Raw genomic sequence first — 16704 nt, 5'->3', positions numbered from 1 at the left:
ATGAGCCACCCCGACAAGACCGAGCGCCATGGATCCGTCAAGCAGGAGGAGGACGTCCTCCCGCCGCGCCTGATCATGTTCGCCCTCGTCGGCTCCATCGTGTTCTCCCTCGTGCTCTCGGGGGTCTCCTATGGCATTCAGCGCTCGCGCGAGGCCGCCCTCCGGCCGTCCGGGGTTTATCCCGAGAAAAACCTCGGTCCCATCCAGGAGCGCTCGAACGTGCACGAGGAGCTCTTCACGAACCTCGGCCGTGGGCAGATCGTCCACCTCGAGAAACGTCAATCCATGGAGCAGTTTGGATGGGTGGGCGAGGACCGCGCGAAGGTGCGGGTCCCGATCGACGTGGCCATGGATCTCGTCGTGAATGGCGCGGCAGGGGGTGGCCGGTGAGGCGATTGGCCTGGGCCCTCGCCCTCTCCATGACGCTCTCGCTCGCGCCGGCTGTCGCCGCGGAGGAGACGCGCGCTCTCCCCATGGCCGCGCGCGAGGCGGACGTCGACGAGCGCCTCGGAGGCTTCGTCCCGCGTGATATCGTCCTGCGCGGCGAGCGCGGGGAATCGGTGACGACGGGCGAGCTCCTCGCGGGGGACGTGCCCGTGATCCTCGTGCTCGCGTATTACCGTTGCCCGATGTTGTGCCCGCTCCTGCTCACGGGCGTGGCGAAGGGCCTCGAGGAGGCGGGGTATACGCCCGGGCAGGATTATCGGCTCGTCACGGTCAGCATCGACCCCGAGGACACCGAGACCGACGCCGCGAAGCGCAGGGACGCGCTCGCCCATAAGCTCGGCGCGAGCCCGGGGAGCCTCCGGTTCCTCGTCGGGACGGCCGAAGCGACGCGCGCCGTGGCGGACGCCGTGGGCTTCCGTTATGGGTACGATTCTTCGACCGACCAGTATGCGCATCCGGCGGTTGTCACGGTGCTCGCGCCGGACGGGCGCATTTCGCGGTACCTCTACGGGCTCGAGCCCTCCTCGAGGGATCTCCGGCTCGCCATCGTCGAGGCCGCGGCGGGCAAGGTCGGCACGATCGTCGATCGCGTGCTCGTCACCTGTTATCGCTACGACCCGGCCACCCGTCGGTACGGGCCGTACATCAGCGGGTTTCTCCGCATTGGATCGCTCCTGATTCTCTGCACGGTCGGAACGACCCTGGGCATGTTGTGGCGCCGCGATCGGCGCCGGGGACGAGGGGGTGGGCCCCGATGAACGAGCTGCTCCGTACCATCCTGTTCTTGCCGCGGCAGGCCTCCACCATCGCCGACGACATCGACAAGCTCCACTATTTCGTCATCATCGCGACGATGGGGGGCGCCTTGCTGGTGACCCTCGTCGGCGGGTTTTTCCTGTTCCGCTATCGTCGCACGGCCGTCCAGAAGGATCCCTCGCGGCGTGTCCTCGGGGCGACGCACGCGATATGGCTCGAGGCCGTGGTCGTGGTCGCCCTCTTCGGCATGTTCATCAGCTGGTGGGTGATCGGCTTCTGGCAATTCATGGCCATCCGCGTCCCGCCGGAGAACGCGCTCGAGATCTACGTCACGGGCAAACAATGGATGTGGAAATTCGCCTATCCGCAGGGCGCGAGCACCATCTCGACGCTCTACGTTCCCGCGGGGCGGCCCGTGAAGCTGATCCTGACCTCGCGTGACGTCATTCACAGCTTCTACGTCCCGGATTTCCGGCTGAAGCAGGACGCCCTCCCGGGACGCCTGAGCACGCTCTGGTTCGAGGTCAAGGAGCCGGGCCGGTACGACATCCTGTGCACGGAGTATTGCGGCGTCAGCCATTCGACCATGTGGGGCGAGGTCATCGCGCTGCCCCCGGAGGAGTACGAGCGGTGGCTGCAAGGCGAGGCGCCGGGGCCGGACGTGGCGGGCCCCGTCGACCTGCGCCCGTCCGCCGTCCTCGACTACGCGCCCGCGGAGCCTGTGAGTATGGTTCGTCAGGGCGAACTCGCCGCGGCGCAGCACGGCTGCCTGCGGTGCCATACCCTCGACGGCACGCCGCACCTCGGGCCCACCTGGGCGGGCCTCTATGGCACCACGATCCCGCTCGAGGGCGGGGGCAACACGAGGGTCGACGAGGCGTACATCACCGAGTCGATGATGGATCCGCTCGCCCGGATTCACGCGGGGTATCAGCGCATCATGCCGAGTTACCTCGGCCAGATTCGACCGGCCGAGACGAGCGCCATCATCGAGCTCATGAAGAGCCTGCGTGACGTGCGCCCGAAGCCCGGCGCCGAGGCGCCCTGGGGCACGGTCGACGTTCCGGAGACGCGGGAGGGAAGGCAATGAGCCAAGCGACCATCGACGCCGATGCCAGGCCGGATCCGCTCGGCGTCGGCGCGGAGCATCCGGATTATCTGCGCGCCGACAGCGGCCTGCGCTCGTGGCTCCTCACGAAGGACCACAAGCGCATCGCCCTGATGTACTACGTGAGCGTGGTCCTCTTCCTGGGGCTCGGCGGCATCTTCGCCCTCGTGCTCCGCACGGAGCTGCTCACGCCCGAGCAGACGTTCATCGACGCGAATACGTACAACCAGATGTTCACGCTCCATGGCGTCACCATGGTCTGGTTGTTCCTGATCCCGAGCATCCCGACCATATTCGGCAATTTCGTGTTGCCGATCATGCTCGGGGCCAAGGACCTCGCGTTCCCACGCATCAACCTCGCGAGTTATTACGTCTTCCTCCTCAGCGCGATCATCCTGCTCGGGGCCATGCTCGCGGGCGGGGCGGACACCGGCTGGACGTTTTACGTGCCGTACAGCACGACGTCCCCGACGGCCGTCACCTGGATGGGGATCGGCATCTTCGTCAATGGCATCTCGTCGATCATGACGGCGGTGAACTTCATCGTCTCGACGCACACGCTCCGGGCGAAGGGCCTGAACTGGCACCGCATGCCGCTCTTCGTGTGGGCGCTCTACGGGACGAGCATCATCATCCTCTTCGCCACGCCCGTGCTCGGGATGTCGCTCATCCTCGTCGCGCTCGATCATTCGTTCGGGCTCGGGCTCTTCGATCCGCGGTACGGCGGCGACCCGGTGCTCTACCAGCACCTCTTCTGGTTCTACTCGCACCCGGCCGTGTACATCATGGTCCTCCCCACGTTCGGGGTGATCAGCGAGATCGTCTGCTCATTCTCGCACAACCCGCCGGCGAGTTATCGCGCCATTGCGTACTCGTCGCTCGGGATCGCGTTCGTCGGGTTCTTCACCTGGGGCCACCACATGTTCGTGGCCGGCCTCAGCGAGTTCGACGCGGGCGTCTTCGGCGCGCTCTCGATGTTCGTCGCGATCTTCTCGGCGATCAAGGTCTTCACCTGGGTCGCGACGCTCCGCGGCGGCTCGATCAGCTTCGCCACGCCGATGCTGTATTTCCTGTGGTTCCTCTTCCTGTTCGTCTTCGGCGGAATGACGGGCGTGGCCGTGGCGACGCAATCGCTCGACGTGCACTGGCACGACACGTATTTCGTCGTCGCCCACTTCCACTTCATCATGGTCGGAGGGACGCTGACCGGGTTTCTCGCAGCCGCACATTACTGGTTTCCCAAGATGTTCGGCAGGCTCTACGACGAGCGCGTCGGGCTCTTGACCTCGGTCGCCGTGTTCATCGGCTTCGTGTTCACGTTCCTGCCCCAGTTCCTCCTGGGGAATGCGGGCATGCCGAGGCGTTATTTCACGTATCCGGAGCGTTACCAGTGGCTCAACGTGCTCTCGACCGGCGGGGCCTGGCTGCTCGGGGTGGGCCTCCTCCTCGCGCTCCTGAACCTCATCGTCGCGCTGAAATGGGGCAAGCGCGCCGGGCCGAACCCCTGGGGCTCGCGGAGCTTCGAGTGGATCACCGCGTCCCCGCCGTCGAAGCACAACTTCGAGGAGACGCCCGACATCGCGCGGTCTGCCTACGAATACTCGCTCTCCGAGGAGGTCGCCCATGAGCGCGCAAAGGCTCGCTGAGCAATTCGAGACCCTCGAGAAGCAGGACCACGCCGCGCGGCTCGGGATGTGGATGTTCCTGGGCAGCGAGACGCTGCTCTTCGGGGCCCTCTTCGCGGCGTACGCGTATTACCGCGGGATCTACCCGGAGGAGTTTGTCCAGGCGCTCCACCACAACAGCGTGGCGCTCGGGACGACGAACACGGTCGTGCTCATCACCTCGAGCTTCACGGTGGCCCTCGCGGTCCATTTCGTCCGCGAAGGCAAATCCCGCCTCGCCGCCGGGCTGCTCGCCGTGTCGACCCTGTTCGGCGCCGTCTTCCTCGTGGTCAAGGGGATCGAGTACACCCATCACATCCACGAGAACGCGCTCCCCGCCGGGGCATATTCGTTCCTCGATCAGCCGCCGGGCGGCGTGGTCATGGGTTACACGCTCTACTGGTTCATGACCGGCTTGCACGGCCTGCACGTGATCGCCGGCATGATCATGCTCGCCGCGGTGGGCGTGCTCTGCTGGAAGGGCAGATACGGCGCCCATCGCAACGTCGCCGTCGAGAATGTCGGCCTTTACTGGCACCTCGTCGACGTCGTCTGGATTTTCCTCTGGCCCCTCTTTTACCTCACGGATTGAGGCGACATGATCCGCGCGCACGTCACCACACCCAAGCTCGTCGTCTCGTGGGTCGCCCTGCTCGTGCTCACGTTCCTGTCCTTCGGGATCTCGCGCGTGGGCCTCGGCGAAGCCGAGCTCGTCATCGCGCTCGGGATCTCGGTCGTGAAGACGTTCGTCGTGCTGTTCATCTTCATGCACCTCGTCGAGCAGCGCTTCGCGAACAGGCTCATCGTCATTCTGACGTTCCTGTTCATCGTCCTGCTCGTCACGCTCACGGTGGCCGATCCCATGACGCGCAAGACGTTCCCGATGCGGCCCGATCCCGCCGCGCGCCCCTATCCCTGATCGTCCACCCGGACCCAGCGCGGCGGCTCTCCATCCTCGGGCAATCGGGGCAGGATCTCCTGCGGATGGAAGGTCGACTTGTAACGCAAGGACGGGCAAGCCGCGACGCGATACCCGAGGTAGACGTACGGTTTGCCCTGCGCGCGGGCGATGTCCACGACCGTGAGCACGTTGCCCACGCCGGGCGAGCGCCAGGCATACGCGGGATCGTAAAAACAATACACCGCGCTCCAGGCGCGCGGCGTCTCGTCGCAGATGCCGATCGCCACGAGCCTCCCGCCCGCCTCGTCGTCGTAATACGCGACCTCGCGCGCGGACGGGTGCGGGAAGGCGAATTGATAGAAATAGTCGCGCGAGTTCAGCTTGCCCGGCGTCCATTCCCGCGCGCGCTCCCGATCGCCGTGCCAGGCGTGATAAAGCGCGAGCCTGTCCTCGTCCACGCGCGGCGGCCCCACGACGACGCGCAGCTCGGCGCCGCGGTTGCGGGCGCGGCGCTGGCTGCGGCTCGGCTTGAACTCGCTCGTGAGGATACGCGTGGGCACGCACGCCGTGCAGGACGGGCAGACGGGTCGGAAGTAATCGGGGCCGAAGCGGCGGAAGCCACGCTCGAGCAGCGCCTCGAGCTCGTCGGCGTCGACGTCGAGCAGGATGTGGTGTTCGAGCGATGCGCGCTCCGGCGGGATGTACGAGCAAGCGCGCGGCGGTTCGACGATGTGCTGGATGAGGCGAGCCATGGACGCAGTCGGGTTCCGCGGCAGTCTCGCACGGATGGCGAGCGCTTCACCAGAGGCGCGGCACACGAGCCCGCCCGCCCAGCGATCTCGCCTCGGCGGGGCTCCACCGCACCACGAGCCTCGTCGACCCCGCTCCGCCCGGCCGCGGCGACGACCTCGACGAGCTTTCCCGGCGCGTGTTCGAGGCTTTTGCCCGGGGAGAAAAAGTGCGATAGTCGCGAAGAGCATGAGCCAGACGAAAACGGACGCACTCCCTCTCGGCGCGGCTGTCGTGCTGCTCCTCCTGCCGCAGCGCCCGCCGCTCCTCCTCGTGGATCGGATCGAAGCGTATTCGCGCGCACCGCGCCCGACCCTCCACGCGGCGCGCGCGGTGAGCGTGAACGAGCCGTTTTTCTCGGCAGAGCTGCCGACGCCGCCCGTCCTTCCGCGGGCGCTCGTGCTCGAAGGCATCGTGCAAGCGGCGAACCTCCTGCAGATCTTCGTGGCCGTGCAGCGCGATCTCGAGGCAATCGGTCGAAACCCGGCCGATCTCGTGACGGCGCTGCGCAACGCCGACGTGGGATACCGCCTCGAACCGGGCTTTGCGGCGGGCCTCGGCGAGGACATCCTGGCCGCGATCACGATGGCCGGTCACACGCGCGCGGGCGCGCTCGGCGCGAGCCAGCTCCGCTTCCTGCGCCACGTTTTCCCGGGGGACGTGCTCAGCTATGAGGTGCGGCTCATCCGCGAGGGCGCGGACGTGCAGCATTTCGAGGCAGAGGTCGAGGTGCGCGGGCAGACGGTGGCGCAGGGGATGCTCTCGTTATCGAAGGTGGAGGGGATCCTGCGCTGAAACGGCCCGAACGGCGCGACGCCCTTCAGGCCACGCGGCTCCGCTCCGCCCCGGCCCTTCCCGCGTCCGCGCGCGCGAGCGGCTTCGGCCGGCTCTCCGCGCAATCGACGATCTCCCAGTCGATCGTCCCGCCAAACGCGCGGCCCATCCGCTCCTCCACGACGCGCTTCGACTCGGGGCTCCGATCGATCCCCAGGAAGCGGCGCCCGAGCCGCGCGGCCACGCTGAGCGTCGTGCCCGAGCCGCAGAAGGGGTCGAGCACGACGTCACCCTCGTTGCTCGCGGAGAGGATGACCCGCTCGAGCAGCGCCTCGGGCTTCTGCGTCGGATAACCGAGCCGCTCCTTGCCCTTCGCCGCGATCACGCCGATCTCCCAGACGTCGGAGAGCGGCGGTCCCTTCGTCTCCTCGTCCGAGATGCCCGGCCTCCGGTGTCCCGCGGAGAAGTCCGCCCGCTGCTTTTTCGTGCCAAACGTCTTTTTCGTGGACGCGGCGAGCTCCTCGTAGCCGTAGAGCGCGTGGAAGGTGTGCTCGTTTCCCGGCTCGCGGGTGTAGAAGAGGAGCACGTCGTGCATGCGCTGGAAGCGCCGCGCGCGGGCGGGCCAGCGGCGGTAACGCCAGACGATCTCGTTGCGGAAGCAGTCCGGCCCGAAGACCGCGTCCATCAGGATCTTGAGGTAATGGCTCGCCGTGGGGTCGCAATGCAAAAAGACGCTGCCCGTGCGGCGGAGGACGCGCCGGATCTCGACGAGGCGCGGCGCCATCATGGCGAGGTAGGCCATCGTGTCGCAGGGGCCGAGGAAGCCGGAGAGGCCCGCGAGCGCGCGCCCGACGGGCTCGCCCCGCGCGACCAGGGCCGCGAGCGAGCCGGCAGCGGCCTCGCCCCAGGCCCAGGTGTCGTCGAACGCGACCGCGCCGGGTTCGTCCGCCGTGACGCCCGTGTGGAGGTGGTACGTCCTTCCGCTCTGAAACGGGGGATCGAGGTAGACCAGATCGATCGAGCCGTCCGGGACACGGTCCCGCAACACGTCGAGGTTGTCGCCGACGAGATAGGCGCCGCGGCGCGAGGGCGGGAGGGCTGAAGAATGGCTCGACATGAAGGGGCGTCCCGGCTCCTAGCAGGGAGCCGGGGCGCGGGCCAAGATGTCGGCAGGGACGTTCAGAAGTCGACGCGCGCGCCCGCCTGCAGCCAGCGCGGAGCGCCGGGGCGGGCGCCATAAGGACGGCGCGAGGCGATGTAGGCGTTATCGAGCAGGTTTCGCCCGAGCGCGTAGATCGTCAGCCATTTCAGCGGACGGACGTTCACGGAGGCGTCGAGGAGGAAATAGTCGTCCGTCGCCGTCCCGGGCGCGGGTTCGCCTTGCGAGGCGAGCTCGCGCATGCGGCTCGTGTACGTGCAGCCCACGTTCACGCCCCACCGCGGCGTCTCGACGCCGATCGACGCCGCGACCTGATGTCGCGGGACGTACGGCAGCTCGTCGCCCTCCTCCACGTCGCCGAAGATCGGATCGGACGATTGAAACGTGTTCGTGAAGCGCGCGTCCGTGTACGTCCAGCTCAATCGCCCGGGGAGCGCGAGGTCGTCCCGTAGCTTGATCTCGCTCTCGGCGTACGCCTCGAAGCCGAGCACGCGCGCCCTGCCGCCGTCCGTCTGCTGGTCGAGGTTCTCCTCCACGCAACCCGAGGAGAACGTGCACAGATTCGTGAGGTTCTTGTAATCGCTGTAGAAGCCGATGATCTCGGCCCGCATTCGCTTCGGTGCCCAGCGCACGCCGGCCTCGTAGTTCCAGCTCTTCTCGGGGCGCACGAGGTCGTTTTGCCCCGGCGGGATGGGGGAGAAGCCCTGGTGCACGCCGGCGAGCAGGCCGAAGTCGCGCGGCAATGCGAGGAAGACGCCCGCGCCCGGGAGGACGACCTGCTGGATCGTGAGGTTGTACTCGCCCGAGAGGTGGTTCTCGAGCTCGCTGCGGATCGACTCGAGGCGCGCGCCCGCCGTGACCGTGACCGGGCCCCACGTCGCGGCGTCGGTCGCATACATCGAGAGCGCCGTGGTCCACGCGTCGTTGTCGGCCGTCGTCTCCGTGGCGCGGCCCTCCGGCGTGAGGTTGTCTTCCTCGACCAGGAAGCCGTCCTGGGTGTGCAGGCGGCGGATCGAGTCGTAATGGAGCCGGAAGCCATACTCGATCCGGTGCGAGATCGGGCCCGTTTTCGGGCGGAACGAGACCGTCGACTGGAGGCCCTGCGAGACGAAGGACCGGTCGTTCGGGCCGATCATGAGCGTCTCGCCGGCCGAGCTCGGGGCGATGGCCCCGGTGAGGACGCCGTAATAGAGGGCATTACGCGGATCTTCGGGGTTCGCCAGCACGTCGGCGACGGACGTGCCGCGGAACGCGTTCACCTTGCGCCAGGCCCTGCGCATGTCGTGGCGATAGGCGATGGTCGTGAGCTCCAGGTTCGGGCGGAAACGCACGCGGTGCGTGAGCTGGAACTGCGTGCGGTTCCAGTCCATCCGGTCGAGGCGGCTCGCTCCGTAACGACGATAAGGCGTCGCCCGGAAATCCGCGTCGCTGAGGCCGAGGTACGTCTCGTTGGAGCCCTCGTTCTGATACCCCACCTTGAGCTCGAGCTCGTTGATCACCGAGTCGACCGGGTCGAAGGTGTATCGTCCCTTCATCATGACGTCGGTCCGGGCAAACCCGGTGTCGCCGCCGCCGTCGAGCTCCTTGAACCCGTCGTTGGCGACGTGCACGGCCTCGAGGAGGACGCCGTATTTGTCGTCGGCGAGCCCTTGCCGGGCGTGCACCTTGCGGAACATGTACTGGCCGAACGAGACGTCGAGCATGCCGCGGCGCTCGGAGGGGATGGCGGCCGTGGTCATATCGATGGCGCCGCCGATGGTATGGGGGCCATAACTGATCGCCGCGGGGCCCTTCACCACGCGCACCGCATCCATGCGGCCGATGAGCGGGAAATAATACGCGGCGGGCGCCGAGTAGGGCGCCGGCCCGAGGAGGACGCCGTCCTCCATCAGCGTGACCTTCTTGCTGCGATCGGAGACGGCGCCACGAATGCCGATGTTCGGGCGCAAGCCGAAGCCGTCCTCCTCGCGAATGTAGACGCCGGGCACGCCGAGCAGCACCTTGTGGGGGTCGTCGTACTTGAAGCGCGCGAGCTGCTTCGTGCTCACGACGTGCGCCGATCCGCTCGTCTGCTGGAGCCGCGTGCCGACGACCGAGATTTCAATGGGCGGCGGCGGCTCCGCGGGTTTCGCGTTCGGATCCTCGGCGCTCGTCGCCTCCGCGGCGGGCGGCGGCGCGTCGCTCGCGGGCGCGGCGGATTCCTCCGGCGGCGGGGCAGGCTCGGCGCCCTGGGCGAGCGCCGCCGCGGGCGAAAATGAGAACACGAGGAGCGCGGGGAGCGCCGAGCGTCGAATCAAGGGCGATGCCATGCGAGGGACTCGAGGTGAATGGGAGGGGTCTCGGGGACGGGCCGGATCCAGGTGGCCTTCGCGAGCCCGTCGGACATGGAGGCGAGATCGACCGTCGGATCGATGAGGAGCTCGGCCGGGCGGCCATTGAGCGACACGGGCGCGTGCGCGCGCACGACCGGGCGCACGTCCTCGCGGGCCTCGAAATCGCGAGCGATCTCGTGCGCGAGCCGCAGGATGAGGTCGGGCTGCGTGGAGAAATCGCGCTCCTGGCGGCCATTCAGGTATTTGCGCGGGGTGACCTCCTGCTTGCGCCCCGTCCGGGGGTTCGTCACGAGATACGTGACGCTCCCGTTCTTTTCACGGAGCATGACGCGCCAGGAAAAACGCATTCCCTGCTCGTGCCAGAGGACGTTTCCCCCGTAGAGGTGCGTCCGGAGGGGCCAGAGGAGGTGGAACGCGCAATAACACGCGGCGATCACGACGCGCGCGCCGAAGAGCGCGGGGAGGGGCGCGTCGGCGGGCCGGGGCAGGGCAGGCGCGGCGGGCGCAGGGGCGCGCCGGCGGAAGAATGCGACGAGGTTCCGGGGCCAGCTCGGCGAGAAAAAGACGAGCGCGGCGACGACCATGATCGCCGGGAACATGCCGATCGGGAAGAGGAGCTTCGTGACCGCGTGGAAGAAGAGGACGACGGCGTACGCGGCGACGCGCGTGCGCGGCATCAAGAGGAAGGCCACGATCGTGAGGTCGAAGAGGCACCCCGCCCAGCTCATGGCGTAGGCGACCCAGCGCTCGCCGAGCAGCGGGCCGACGACGGGCAGGTAGGATCGCGACGAGAGCCAGATGTTGAGCGGCTGGGCGTGGAGGAGCCAATCGCTGTTCACCTTCGCGAGGCCCGCGAAGAAATACACGGCGCCGACCTGGAAGCGGAGCAGATGGGTGCACCACGCGGGCAAGGTCGCGCTCCGGAGCCTCGGGAAGAGCCACGCGTCCACCGAATACGCGCGGTGGAGGGGCATGAGCGAGAGGAGGAGCGCGATCAGGCTGACGAGGTAGTAATGGTTGAGGTAGTTCGTGACGTCGATGAGCTGGACGTAAGTGAAGCCGAGGAAAAAGAGGACGATCGCGGCGCGATAGAGGAATCCCACCGCGACACACGCGCTCACGACGGCGAGCGCCACGAAGAGCGCGTGCATCCCGCGGGCGGAGAGGGGCGTGAGCCAGTCGAAGCCCCAATACGACAGGAAAAACCGGGGCGTGACGAAGAACTCGTCCACCCAGCCATAAGCGAGGAACCGGATCGCGCTGACGCACCCGAGGAGCCCGAAGCAGAATCGGAAGGCGGCGAGCGCCGCGGCGTCCTCCTCCCGAAGGAGCAAGGAGGCGAGCCGCGCGAGGCGGCCCGACGGGACCGCTCCGGCGCGTTCAGTCATTGTCGCCTTCCAAAAGCTTCGGGAGCTCGAGATCGAGCACCGTGACGAACTCGGTCTTGAGGCTGTCGGTGATTCGTTTCACCGCGGCGTGGAGCTGCTCGACGCTCTCCGGGTTCTGCGCGATGGCCTGAGCGAGATCCTCGACCGGTATCGCGTCCGCCGCGGTGATGGCCCCGTTCACGTCGGCGCTCATCTTCTCGGCGAGCGCCGTGGCGCCGAGCGAGACGAGCACGTCGTCGAAGCCCACGCCTTCGCCGTCGTTGCACCCGCTCATCAGCATGCGGAAGCCGACGAGGTTGTTGCGCACGTGTGTCCTCGACCGGCCGGCGAAGCGTGATTCGACGGCCTCGGGGCAGGTCGCGGCCTCGCAATTCATGATGCCGAGCGGGCGCGCGAGCTTCTGGTCCTTCACGTGGACCTCCATGTGGAACATCGCGTCGCTCACCGCATTGAGGGCCATCTGCTCGGTCGTGTACGCCGAGCCGCTCTTGCCCGGGTTCCTGAATTGCGCGTCGAAATTCCCCTCGTCCGGGCGCCAGGCGGCGAGGAGCTTTCCGGCCATCGCCGCGACGCCGGTCGAGACGGACGAGGCATACGCGGCCTTCCGTGCGGCGAGCTCGTCCGCGCTCAGGGCGGCCCACGAGCCGGAGCTATTGATGGCGCTGGCGGGGCTGCAGGCGTTGTCGGTGCCCGTGTAGAAGAGGAGGTATTCGGCGGCGGCGAGGCCGCGCATGTTGATGAGCGCGGTCGTGCCGAACGTGGGGGCCTCGTAGGCCTTCGAGACGATGTTTTGCTCGACGAGGCAGCGGCTCACGAGCGGCCAGGAGTAAATGGTGTCGCGCAGCCCCTGGCTGCCGGGCGTGTTCGTGGGGCCGGCGGGGCCGAACGCGAAGGGCTCGGCGCGTTGCCAGATATCGATGGCCTTCGTCCAGGCGGCCTGGGCCTTCGGGCGGGCGGCGGGGTCCTGCTTGGCCTCGGCCGCGGCGGCGTCGAGCTCCTGGGCCGCCTTCTGAAATTCGTCGAGGAGGTCGAGGTTACACGTGGCAATCGCGTCGAGCAGCATCGCCCGGGTCACGGCCGTCGCCCCGCTGTCCTGATCGCCGGTGCTGCCGCCGGTCGTGGTCGAGGAGGAGCTCGCGTTCGAGTCCGGCGCTTTCTGGCTCGTCGAATAAAACGCGATTCGCTCGCAGCCCGCGACGAGGCCGATGGCGAAGAGTCCCCCGAGGAGCGTCCGCGCGACGCTCCCGCCTCGCAGCCACCTCCTGGGCGGCCGAGCGCTCACCTGCGAATGGTTCTGCATGGACATGCTCTCTTCTCGAAGGTTGGTCCCGAGCAGGGACGCGGATGCTAGCACGCTTGTCGAAGATGAAAACTACTTTCAAGTAGGTTCATGGTTCGTAGTTTACTTCGGACGGAGCCGGCGCCCGCGCTGTGAATGATGTGTGACAATTCACTTCGCGCCGGGTTGCTTCTGTGCTGTGGATCTCGTTATGGGGGAGGTAACGGTGATCCAGGAGCGGATCCTGGTTGACACCATCATGGAGATGGAGTATGGAGCGCTCGCTGTTGAAAATGTCTTTCATTTTCCTTTTCATTTCGGGCGCGGCTCGCTGCGCCACAGCCGGACTCGATCGAACGTAACGTAAGGAGGATCCTAGAATGAACGCGAATACTGGTGCCAATCGACGCGCTCTCGCGCGCCGCACGTTCCTCGCCCCCCTCTCGGGCTGCCTTTTGCTCGGCGCGCTCGTGGTCGGGTGCGGCGACGACGCGCCGACGAACCCGACCGGCTCGGGGACGGGCGGTCAGGGCGCGACCGGCGGGACCGGCGGCACCGGCGGCACGGGAGGCACCGGCGGCGCGGGCGGAATGGGCGGCGCGGGCGGCGCGGGCGGAATGGGCGGCGCGGGCGGAATGGGCGGCGCCGGCGGCGGCGGCGGGGCCGAAGCCAAGCCCATGACCGTGCCCCTCTCGGAGATGGGTCACGATCGCCTGTACGGCGTGGCGTTCGATTCGAATGGCAACATCTACGTGACGGGGAACTCGGCGCCGAGCACGGTCGCGGACGCCGATTTCGCGACGGTCGTCGCGAAATACCTCCCGACGGGCGAGCTCGATACGACGTTCGGGCAAAACGGCATCGCGACCCACAACGTGGGCGTGGGGACGAACGGCGAGGTCACGCGCGGCATCGTCGTGCAATCGACGGGCAAGATCGTCGTCGCCGGCACGGTGGAGCACGCGGGCGCGGCGGACCCGCGGGACCGTGATATCGCGGTGACGCGGTTCAACGCCGACGGTTCGCTCGATACGACCTTCGGGACGAACGGCGTCGCGCTGCTCGACCTGAGCGAGGGCGAGCTCGTGGGCAATACGTTCGTCGCGGATACGCAGTGGGGCCTCAACCTTTACAGCGACGGTCGCCTGCTCGTGAGCGGCGCGCAGAAGGCGCCCGGCCGCACGGACACCGATTTCGCGGCCGTGCGCCTGAGCGCGGACGGGGTGATCGACGACGCGTTCGGCATGAACGGCGTCGCGCTTCTCGACATCGCGCAGCAGAACGCGACCCCGAAAGGGGGCCGGATCCTGGCCAACGGGAGCGTCATCCTCTCCGGGTACAACCGGGATGGCGACAACATCGTGAGCCCGGTCGTTTACAAGCTCGACAGCGCCGGCCAGCTCGATCCGAGCTTCGGCACGAACGGCGTCTTCAATCAGGTCGTGCTCGCCTCGGTTGCCGAGGCCTACGACATCGTGCCGCAAGGAGAGAACTTCGTCACCGCGGGTTACGGGTCGAACGGCGGCGGCGACAACATCGACTGGCTCTCGCTCCGGATCACGGCGGCGGGTCAGCTCGACACGACGTACGGCCAGAATGGGTACGTTCGCGTCGACATGTTCGGCAACAACGACAACAGCCGCGCCCTCGTGGCGCTCGCCGACAACCGCTTGCTCCTCGTGGGCGGCGGCCGGCCCGCGACCGACAACATCGACGCGATGGTCGCCGTGCTGCAGGAGAATGGCGCGGTCGACGAGGCGTTTGCGCCGAAGGGCACGAAGCAATACGATCTCGGCGGCGCCGCCGACATGTTCTGGGGCGTCGCGCTCTCGCCCGATCAGAAGACCGCCGCGATCGTCGGGACGAAGGCCGTGGGCATGGGCCCCGGGGACGACGACGGCGTGCTCCTGATCCTGCCCGTCGGGAACTGAGCGTTCACGTCCGCAAGACGGCCCCACCTCCGACCGCGTCCACCACCCGCACGCCACCCGGCGGAAAACCGATCGCAACGAGCCGCGGCGCGCCCTTGGGCTGCGTATGATATCGCTTCCACACGGGCGCGACGCCGCCGCCGTGCCGCCGAAACACCTCGCGTTCGGTGACGAGCCAAGGCGCGCCCTCGTCGTCGAGGCCCATGGCCACGGGGATTCCCTCGGCGCCTTCGGAGGGCTCGACCGCGGAGCCCCCACGATCGAAGCGCATCACGATTCCCACGCCCGCCGCCCACGCCTCGCCCTCGGCGCCGGCCACGCAGAGGAGCAAGGCGGGTTTGTCGTTCAAGCTCGCCGCCGAGGAGCGGACCTCCTGATCGTATCCAATCCACAAGGCGCGCGCTTTTTTGCCGCGAAGGCTGCCCGCGACGAAGAAGCCGAGCGGGCCCGAGGTGATCGACGAGACCTCCCCGCCGAGCGGCAAGAGCAATGGCTCGGCCCAGCGCACGCCGTCATTCGATAACCAGAGTTCCGGCCCACCCTCGCCCGCGTCGGCCGTCACCACCCCGAACGCGCGGCCATCCCCGAGCGCGGCCACGATTTCACCGACCGGAGCCTCGTCCACGCGCCGGGGCAACACACCTTGCACGAACGATTCGCCCCGCTGCAAGAGGACGTGGGCCGGGCCGACGAGGGCAATGCCGCCGCCGGGGCCTCGCACGAGCCACCGCGACGCGGCGATCTGCGCGCGATAAGGCCGGGGGACGTCGATCGAGAAGGTGCGGGGCTCCTTTTTGGACAAACCATGGAGCTCGCTGCCCGAGCGCGCGAACCCCCAGGGCCCCGGGAGGAAGACCACCCCGCCCGGCTCCAGGAGGAGCGGCTTTTCATGGACCGTGCGAGGCGGAGCGAGCGCGTCCATCGCGGCGAAGACCTCGTCCTCGGACGGCAAAATGCGGGTCTTGCGGAACGAGGTCATCGGCTGGTGCTCGCGCGCCGCGATCTCGATCCACCGCGCCGCGGCCGCCTCGAGGGGCGGCAGGAGGGCCTCGGCGAAGGCAGAGGCCGAGGCAAACCGGGGCGGCGAGCCCTCGAACATCGAGGCGCCGAGGAGCTTTCGCGCGTGTGGCTCGTAAAACTCGGCGCCCTCGAGGTCCCAGGTCCCCTCGGGCAAGACGGGCGACGCGCCCTGCCGGAGCGCGAGATCGATGGCCCCGAGGAGCTCCTCCGCGGCCAGGAAGCCGCGGTGCATTTTCCTGGCCGTGCGCAGGCTGCGCCGCTCGCCCACGTACCAGGAGGGCATCGAGCGGCACCACTCCTCGCCCGTGAGCATGAACCATATCGTCGAGGCGAGCGCGTGCACGTCGGTCCAGGGTCCGACGAGCGGGTTGCGCCGCGAGGGCGCGACGGACGAGAGCGCCTGCTCGGGTCCACCATAACCGAGCGTGATCCCTTGCACCGTGGCGAGCGGGAGGCCGTCGACCCGCGCGATGCCGCAATCGGCGATCTTCGGCGTTTCGTCGTCGAGGGGGCCGGAGACGAATACGTTGTCGGGCTTGAGGTCGCGGTGGAGGATGCCGAGGTGGTGGAGGACCCGGACGCCCTCGATCATGCCGCGCACGAGCCTGTGCGCGCGGACCGGATCGACGCCGGTCTCCCGCGCCTTGCCGACGCGGTCGGTGAGCGTCGCGCCCTCGCTCGAGGCCTCGATCCATTCGAGCGCGATCCAGGGCAATACGAGGGGCGATTCACCCTCGAGGGCGACGAGGGCGCTGCCGTGCCCGTAATAACCGATCACGAATTCGCTGGGCGGGACGAGGTTCTTCACCCGTTCGAGCGCCTCGATCTCGCGACGCGCGAGGTCCCGGCTCGTCATGCCCATCTGCGCGAGGCCCTGCTCGGTCCCGGGCTTGACGAGCTTCACGGCGAGGCGCGAGGGGGCGAGCTCCGAGAGCCCGGGCGCCGCCGTCTCCGCCGCACGCTCGGCGAGGAATACGGCGGACATCCCGCCCGAGCCGAGCCACTGCACGAGCGAGAGGCCCGAGGGCTCGCCCGTCTCGGGATCGACGAGCGCGGGTTTGTCGTCGGCGAGGTCGGTGAGCTCGAGGTCGGTGCACCGGAGAGCGGGAATCATGGGCGCAGCACGATACCTTGACGCGCGGCGGCAGGGAAGCC

General features: G+C 68.1%; 14 protein-coding genes. 8 read left to right on the top strand and 6 right to left on the bottom strand.

Features of this window, described 5'->3' with window-relative positions:
- Genes GF068_RS09640 through GF068_RS09615 form a run of 6 tightly spaced genes read left to right on the top strand, consistent with a single transcriptional unit; the run spans position 1 to position 4894 of the window.
- The gene (locus GF068_RS09640) at positions 1 to 390 is read left to right on the top strand and encodes a hypothetical protein (protein WP_153819013.1); all 390 of its coding nucleotides are present in this window, start codon (positions 1 to 3) and stop codon (positions 388 to 390) included.
- Positions 387 to 1205 carry an SCO family protein gene (locus GF068_RS09635; protein WP_153819012.1) on the top strand — a complete coding sequence of 273 codons (819 nt, stop codon included), beginning with the start codon at positions 387 to 389 and terminating at the stop codon, positions 1203 to 1205. Before GF068_RS09640 ends, GF068_RS09635 begins: the two co-directional genes overlap by 4 nt.
- Positions 1202 to 2293 carry a cytochrome c oxidase subunit II gene (gene coxB / locus GF068_RS09630; RefSeq protein WP_153819011.1) on the top strand — a complete coding sequence of 364 codons (1092 nt, stop codon included), beginning with the start codon at positions 1202 to 1204 and terminating at the stop codon, positions 2291 to 2293. Before GF068_RS09635 ends, coxB begins: the two co-directional genes overlap by 4 nt.
- Positions 2290 to 3957, top strand: a complete 1668-nt coding sequence (locus GF068_RS09625; protein ID WP_153819010.1) for a cytochrome c oxidase subunit I — start codon at positions 2290 to 2292, stop codon at positions 3955 to 3957. Before coxB ends, GF068_RS09625 begins: the two co-directional genes overlap by 4 nt.
- On the top strand, positions 3935 to 4567 hold the full coding sequence (locus tag GF068_RS09620) for a cytochrome c oxidase subunit 3 family protein (RefSeq protein WP_153819009.1): 633 nt from the start codon (positions 3935 to 3937) through the stop codon (positions 4565 to 4567). The genes GF068_RS09625 and GF068_RS09620 overlap by 23 nt, the downstream gene beginning before the upstream one ends.
- Before the next feature lie 6 nt (positions 4568 to 4573).
- Positions 4574 to 4894, top strand: a complete 321-nt coding sequence (locus GF068_RS09615) for a cytochrome C oxidase subunit IV family protein (RefSeq protein WP_153819008.1) — start codon at positions 4574 to 4576, stop codon at positions 4892 to 4894.
- On the opposite strand, the gene GF068_RS09610 is transcribed toward GF068_RS09615, so the two are convergent.
- On the bottom strand, positions 4885 to 5628 hold the full coding sequence (locus tag GF068_RS09610; RefSeq protein WP_153819007.1) for an arginyltransferase: 744 nt from the start codon (positions 5626 to 5628) through the stop codon (positions 4885 to 4887). The genes GF068_RS09615 and GF068_RS09610 overlap by 10 nt on opposite strands.
- A gap of 226 nt (positions 5629 to 5854) precedes the next feature.
- Between GF068_RS09610 and GF068_RS09605 the strand changes: the two genes are divergently transcribed.
- Positions 5855 to 6460 (top strand): 3-hydroxyacyl-ACP dehydratase FabZ family protein, encoded by a 606-nt coding sequence (locus GF068_RS09605; protein WP_170319379.1) that lies wholly within the window; start codon positions 5855 to 5857, stop codon positions 6458 to 6460.
- Between the two features lie 25 nt (positions 6461 to 6485).
- On the opposite strand, the gene GF068_RS09600 is transcribed toward GF068_RS09605, so the two are convergent.
- The 4 genes from GF068_RS09600 to GF068_RS09585 form a co-directional block, all read right to left on the bottom strand.
- Positions 6486 to 7556 carry a DNA-methyltransferase gene (locus tag GF068_RS09600; RefSeq protein ID WP_153819005.1) on the bottom strand — a complete coding sequence of 357 codons (1071 nt, stop codon included), beginning with the start codon at positions 7554 to 7556 and terminating at the stop codon, positions 6486 to 6488.
- A gap of 62 nt (positions 7557 to 7618) precedes the next feature.
- A complete protein-coding gene (locus tag GF068_RS09595) occupies positions 7619 to 9907 on the bottom strand; it encodes a TonB-dependent receptor family protein (protein ID WP_153819004.1) in 2289 nt (762 codons plus the stop codon).
- The gene (locus GF068_RS09590) at positions 9892 to 11319 is read right to left on the bottom strand and encodes an HTTM domain-containing protein (RefSeq protein ID WP_153819003.1); all 1428 of its coding nucleotides are present in this window, start codon (positions 11317 to 11319) and stop codon (positions 9892 to 9894) included. Before GF068_RS09590 ends, GF068_RS09595 begins: the two co-directional genes overlap by 16 nt.
- Positions 11312 to 12619, bottom strand: a complete 1308-nt coding sequence (locus GF068_RS09585) for an imelysin family protein (RefSeq protein ID WP_170319378.1) — start codon at positions 12617 to 12619, stop codon at positions 11312 to 11314. Before GF068_RS09585 ends, GF068_RS09590 begins: the two co-directional genes overlap by 8 nt.
- Before the next feature lie 359 nt (positions 12620 to 12978).
- Here GF068_RS09585 and GF068_RS09580 point away from each other — a divergent pair, with 359 nt between their 5' ends.
- Positions 12979 to 14529 carry an SBBP repeat-containing protein gene (locus GF068_RS09580; protein ID WP_170319377.1) on the top strand — a complete coding sequence of 517 codons (1551 nt, stop codon included), beginning with the start codon at positions 12979 to 12981 and terminating at the stop codon, positions 14527 to 14529.
- Between the two features lie 4 nt (positions 14530 to 14533).
- Here the strand turns inward: GF068_RS09580 and GF068_RS09575 are convergent, their stop codons facing one another.
- Entirely contained in the window at positions 14534 to 16663 is a 2130-nt protein-coding gene (locus GF068_RS09575; RefSeq protein WP_153819000.1) for a serine/threonine-protein kinase, read from the bottom strand.
- Between the last annotated feature and the right edge of the window lie 41 nt (positions 16664 to 16704).

This window comes from Polyangium spumosum, assembly GCF_009649845.1.
Taxonomy (GTDB): domain Bacteria; phylum Myxococcota_A; class Polyangia; order Polyangiales; family Polyangiaceae; genus Polyangium; species Polyangium spumosum.
The sequence above is the reverse complement of the archived record's forward strand: the minus strand, read 5'-3'. Positions and strand labels throughout refer to the sequence as shown.

What these genes read in the sequence shown, in the direction of transcription:
- GF068_RS09610 (WP_153819007.1), bottom strand. Translation starts at nt 5,628, where the DNA reads ATGGCTCGCCTCATCCAGCACATCGTCGAACCGCCGCGCGCTTGCTCG.
- GF068_RS09640 (WP_153819013.1), top strand. Translation starts at nt 1, where the DNA reads ATGAGCCACCCCGACAAGACCGAGCGCCATGGATCCGTCAAGCAGGAG.
- GF068_RS09620 (WP_153819009.1), top strand. Translation starts at nt 3,935, where the DNA reads ATGAGCGCGCAAAGGCTCGCTGAGCAATTCGAGACCCTCGAGAAGCAG.
- GF068_RS09605 (WP_170319379.1), top strand. Translation starts at nt 5,855, where the DNA reads ATGAGCCAGACGAAAACGGACGCACTCCCTCTCGGCGCGGCTGTCGTG.
- GF068_RS09595 (WP_153819004.1), bottom strand. Translation starts at nt 9,907, where the DNA reads ATGGCATCGCCCTTGATTCGACGCTCGGCGCTCCCCGCGCTCCTCGTG.
- GF068_RS09580 (WP_170319377.1), top strand. Translation starts at nt 12,979, where the DNA reads ATGAACGCGAATACTGGTGCCAATCGACGCGCTCTCGCGCGCCGCACG.
- GF068_RS09625 (WP_153819010.1), top strand. Translation starts at nt 2,290, where the DNA reads ATGAGCCAAGCGACCATCGACGCCGATGCCAGGCCGGATCCGCTCGGC.
- GF068_RS09575 (WP_153819000.1), bottom strand. Translation starts at nt 16,663, where the DNA reads ATGATTCCCGCTCTCCGGTGCACCGACCTCGAGCTCACCGACCTCGCC.
- GF068_RS09590 (WP_153819003.1), bottom strand. Translation starts at nt 11,319, where the DNA reads ATGACTGAACGCGCCGGAGCGGTCCCGTCGGGCCGCCTCGCGCGGCTC.
- coxB (WP_153819011.1), top strand. Translation starts at nt 1,202, where the DNA reads ATGAACGAGCTGCTCCGTACCATCCTGTTCTTGCCGCGGCAGGCCTCC.
- GF068_RS09615 (WP_153819008.1), top strand. Translation starts at nt 4,574, where the DNA reads ATGATCCGCGCGCACGTCACCACACCCAAGCTCGTCGTCTCGTGGGTC.
- GF068_RS09600 (WP_153819005.1), bottom strand. Translation starts at nt 7,556, where the DNA reads ATGTCGAGCCATTCTTCAGCCCTCCCGCCCTCGCGCCGCGGCGCCTAT.
- GF068_RS09585 (WP_170319378.1), bottom strand. Translation starts at nt 12,619, where the DNA reads ATGCAGAACCATTCGCAGGTGAGCGCTCGGCCGCCCAGGAGGTGGCTG.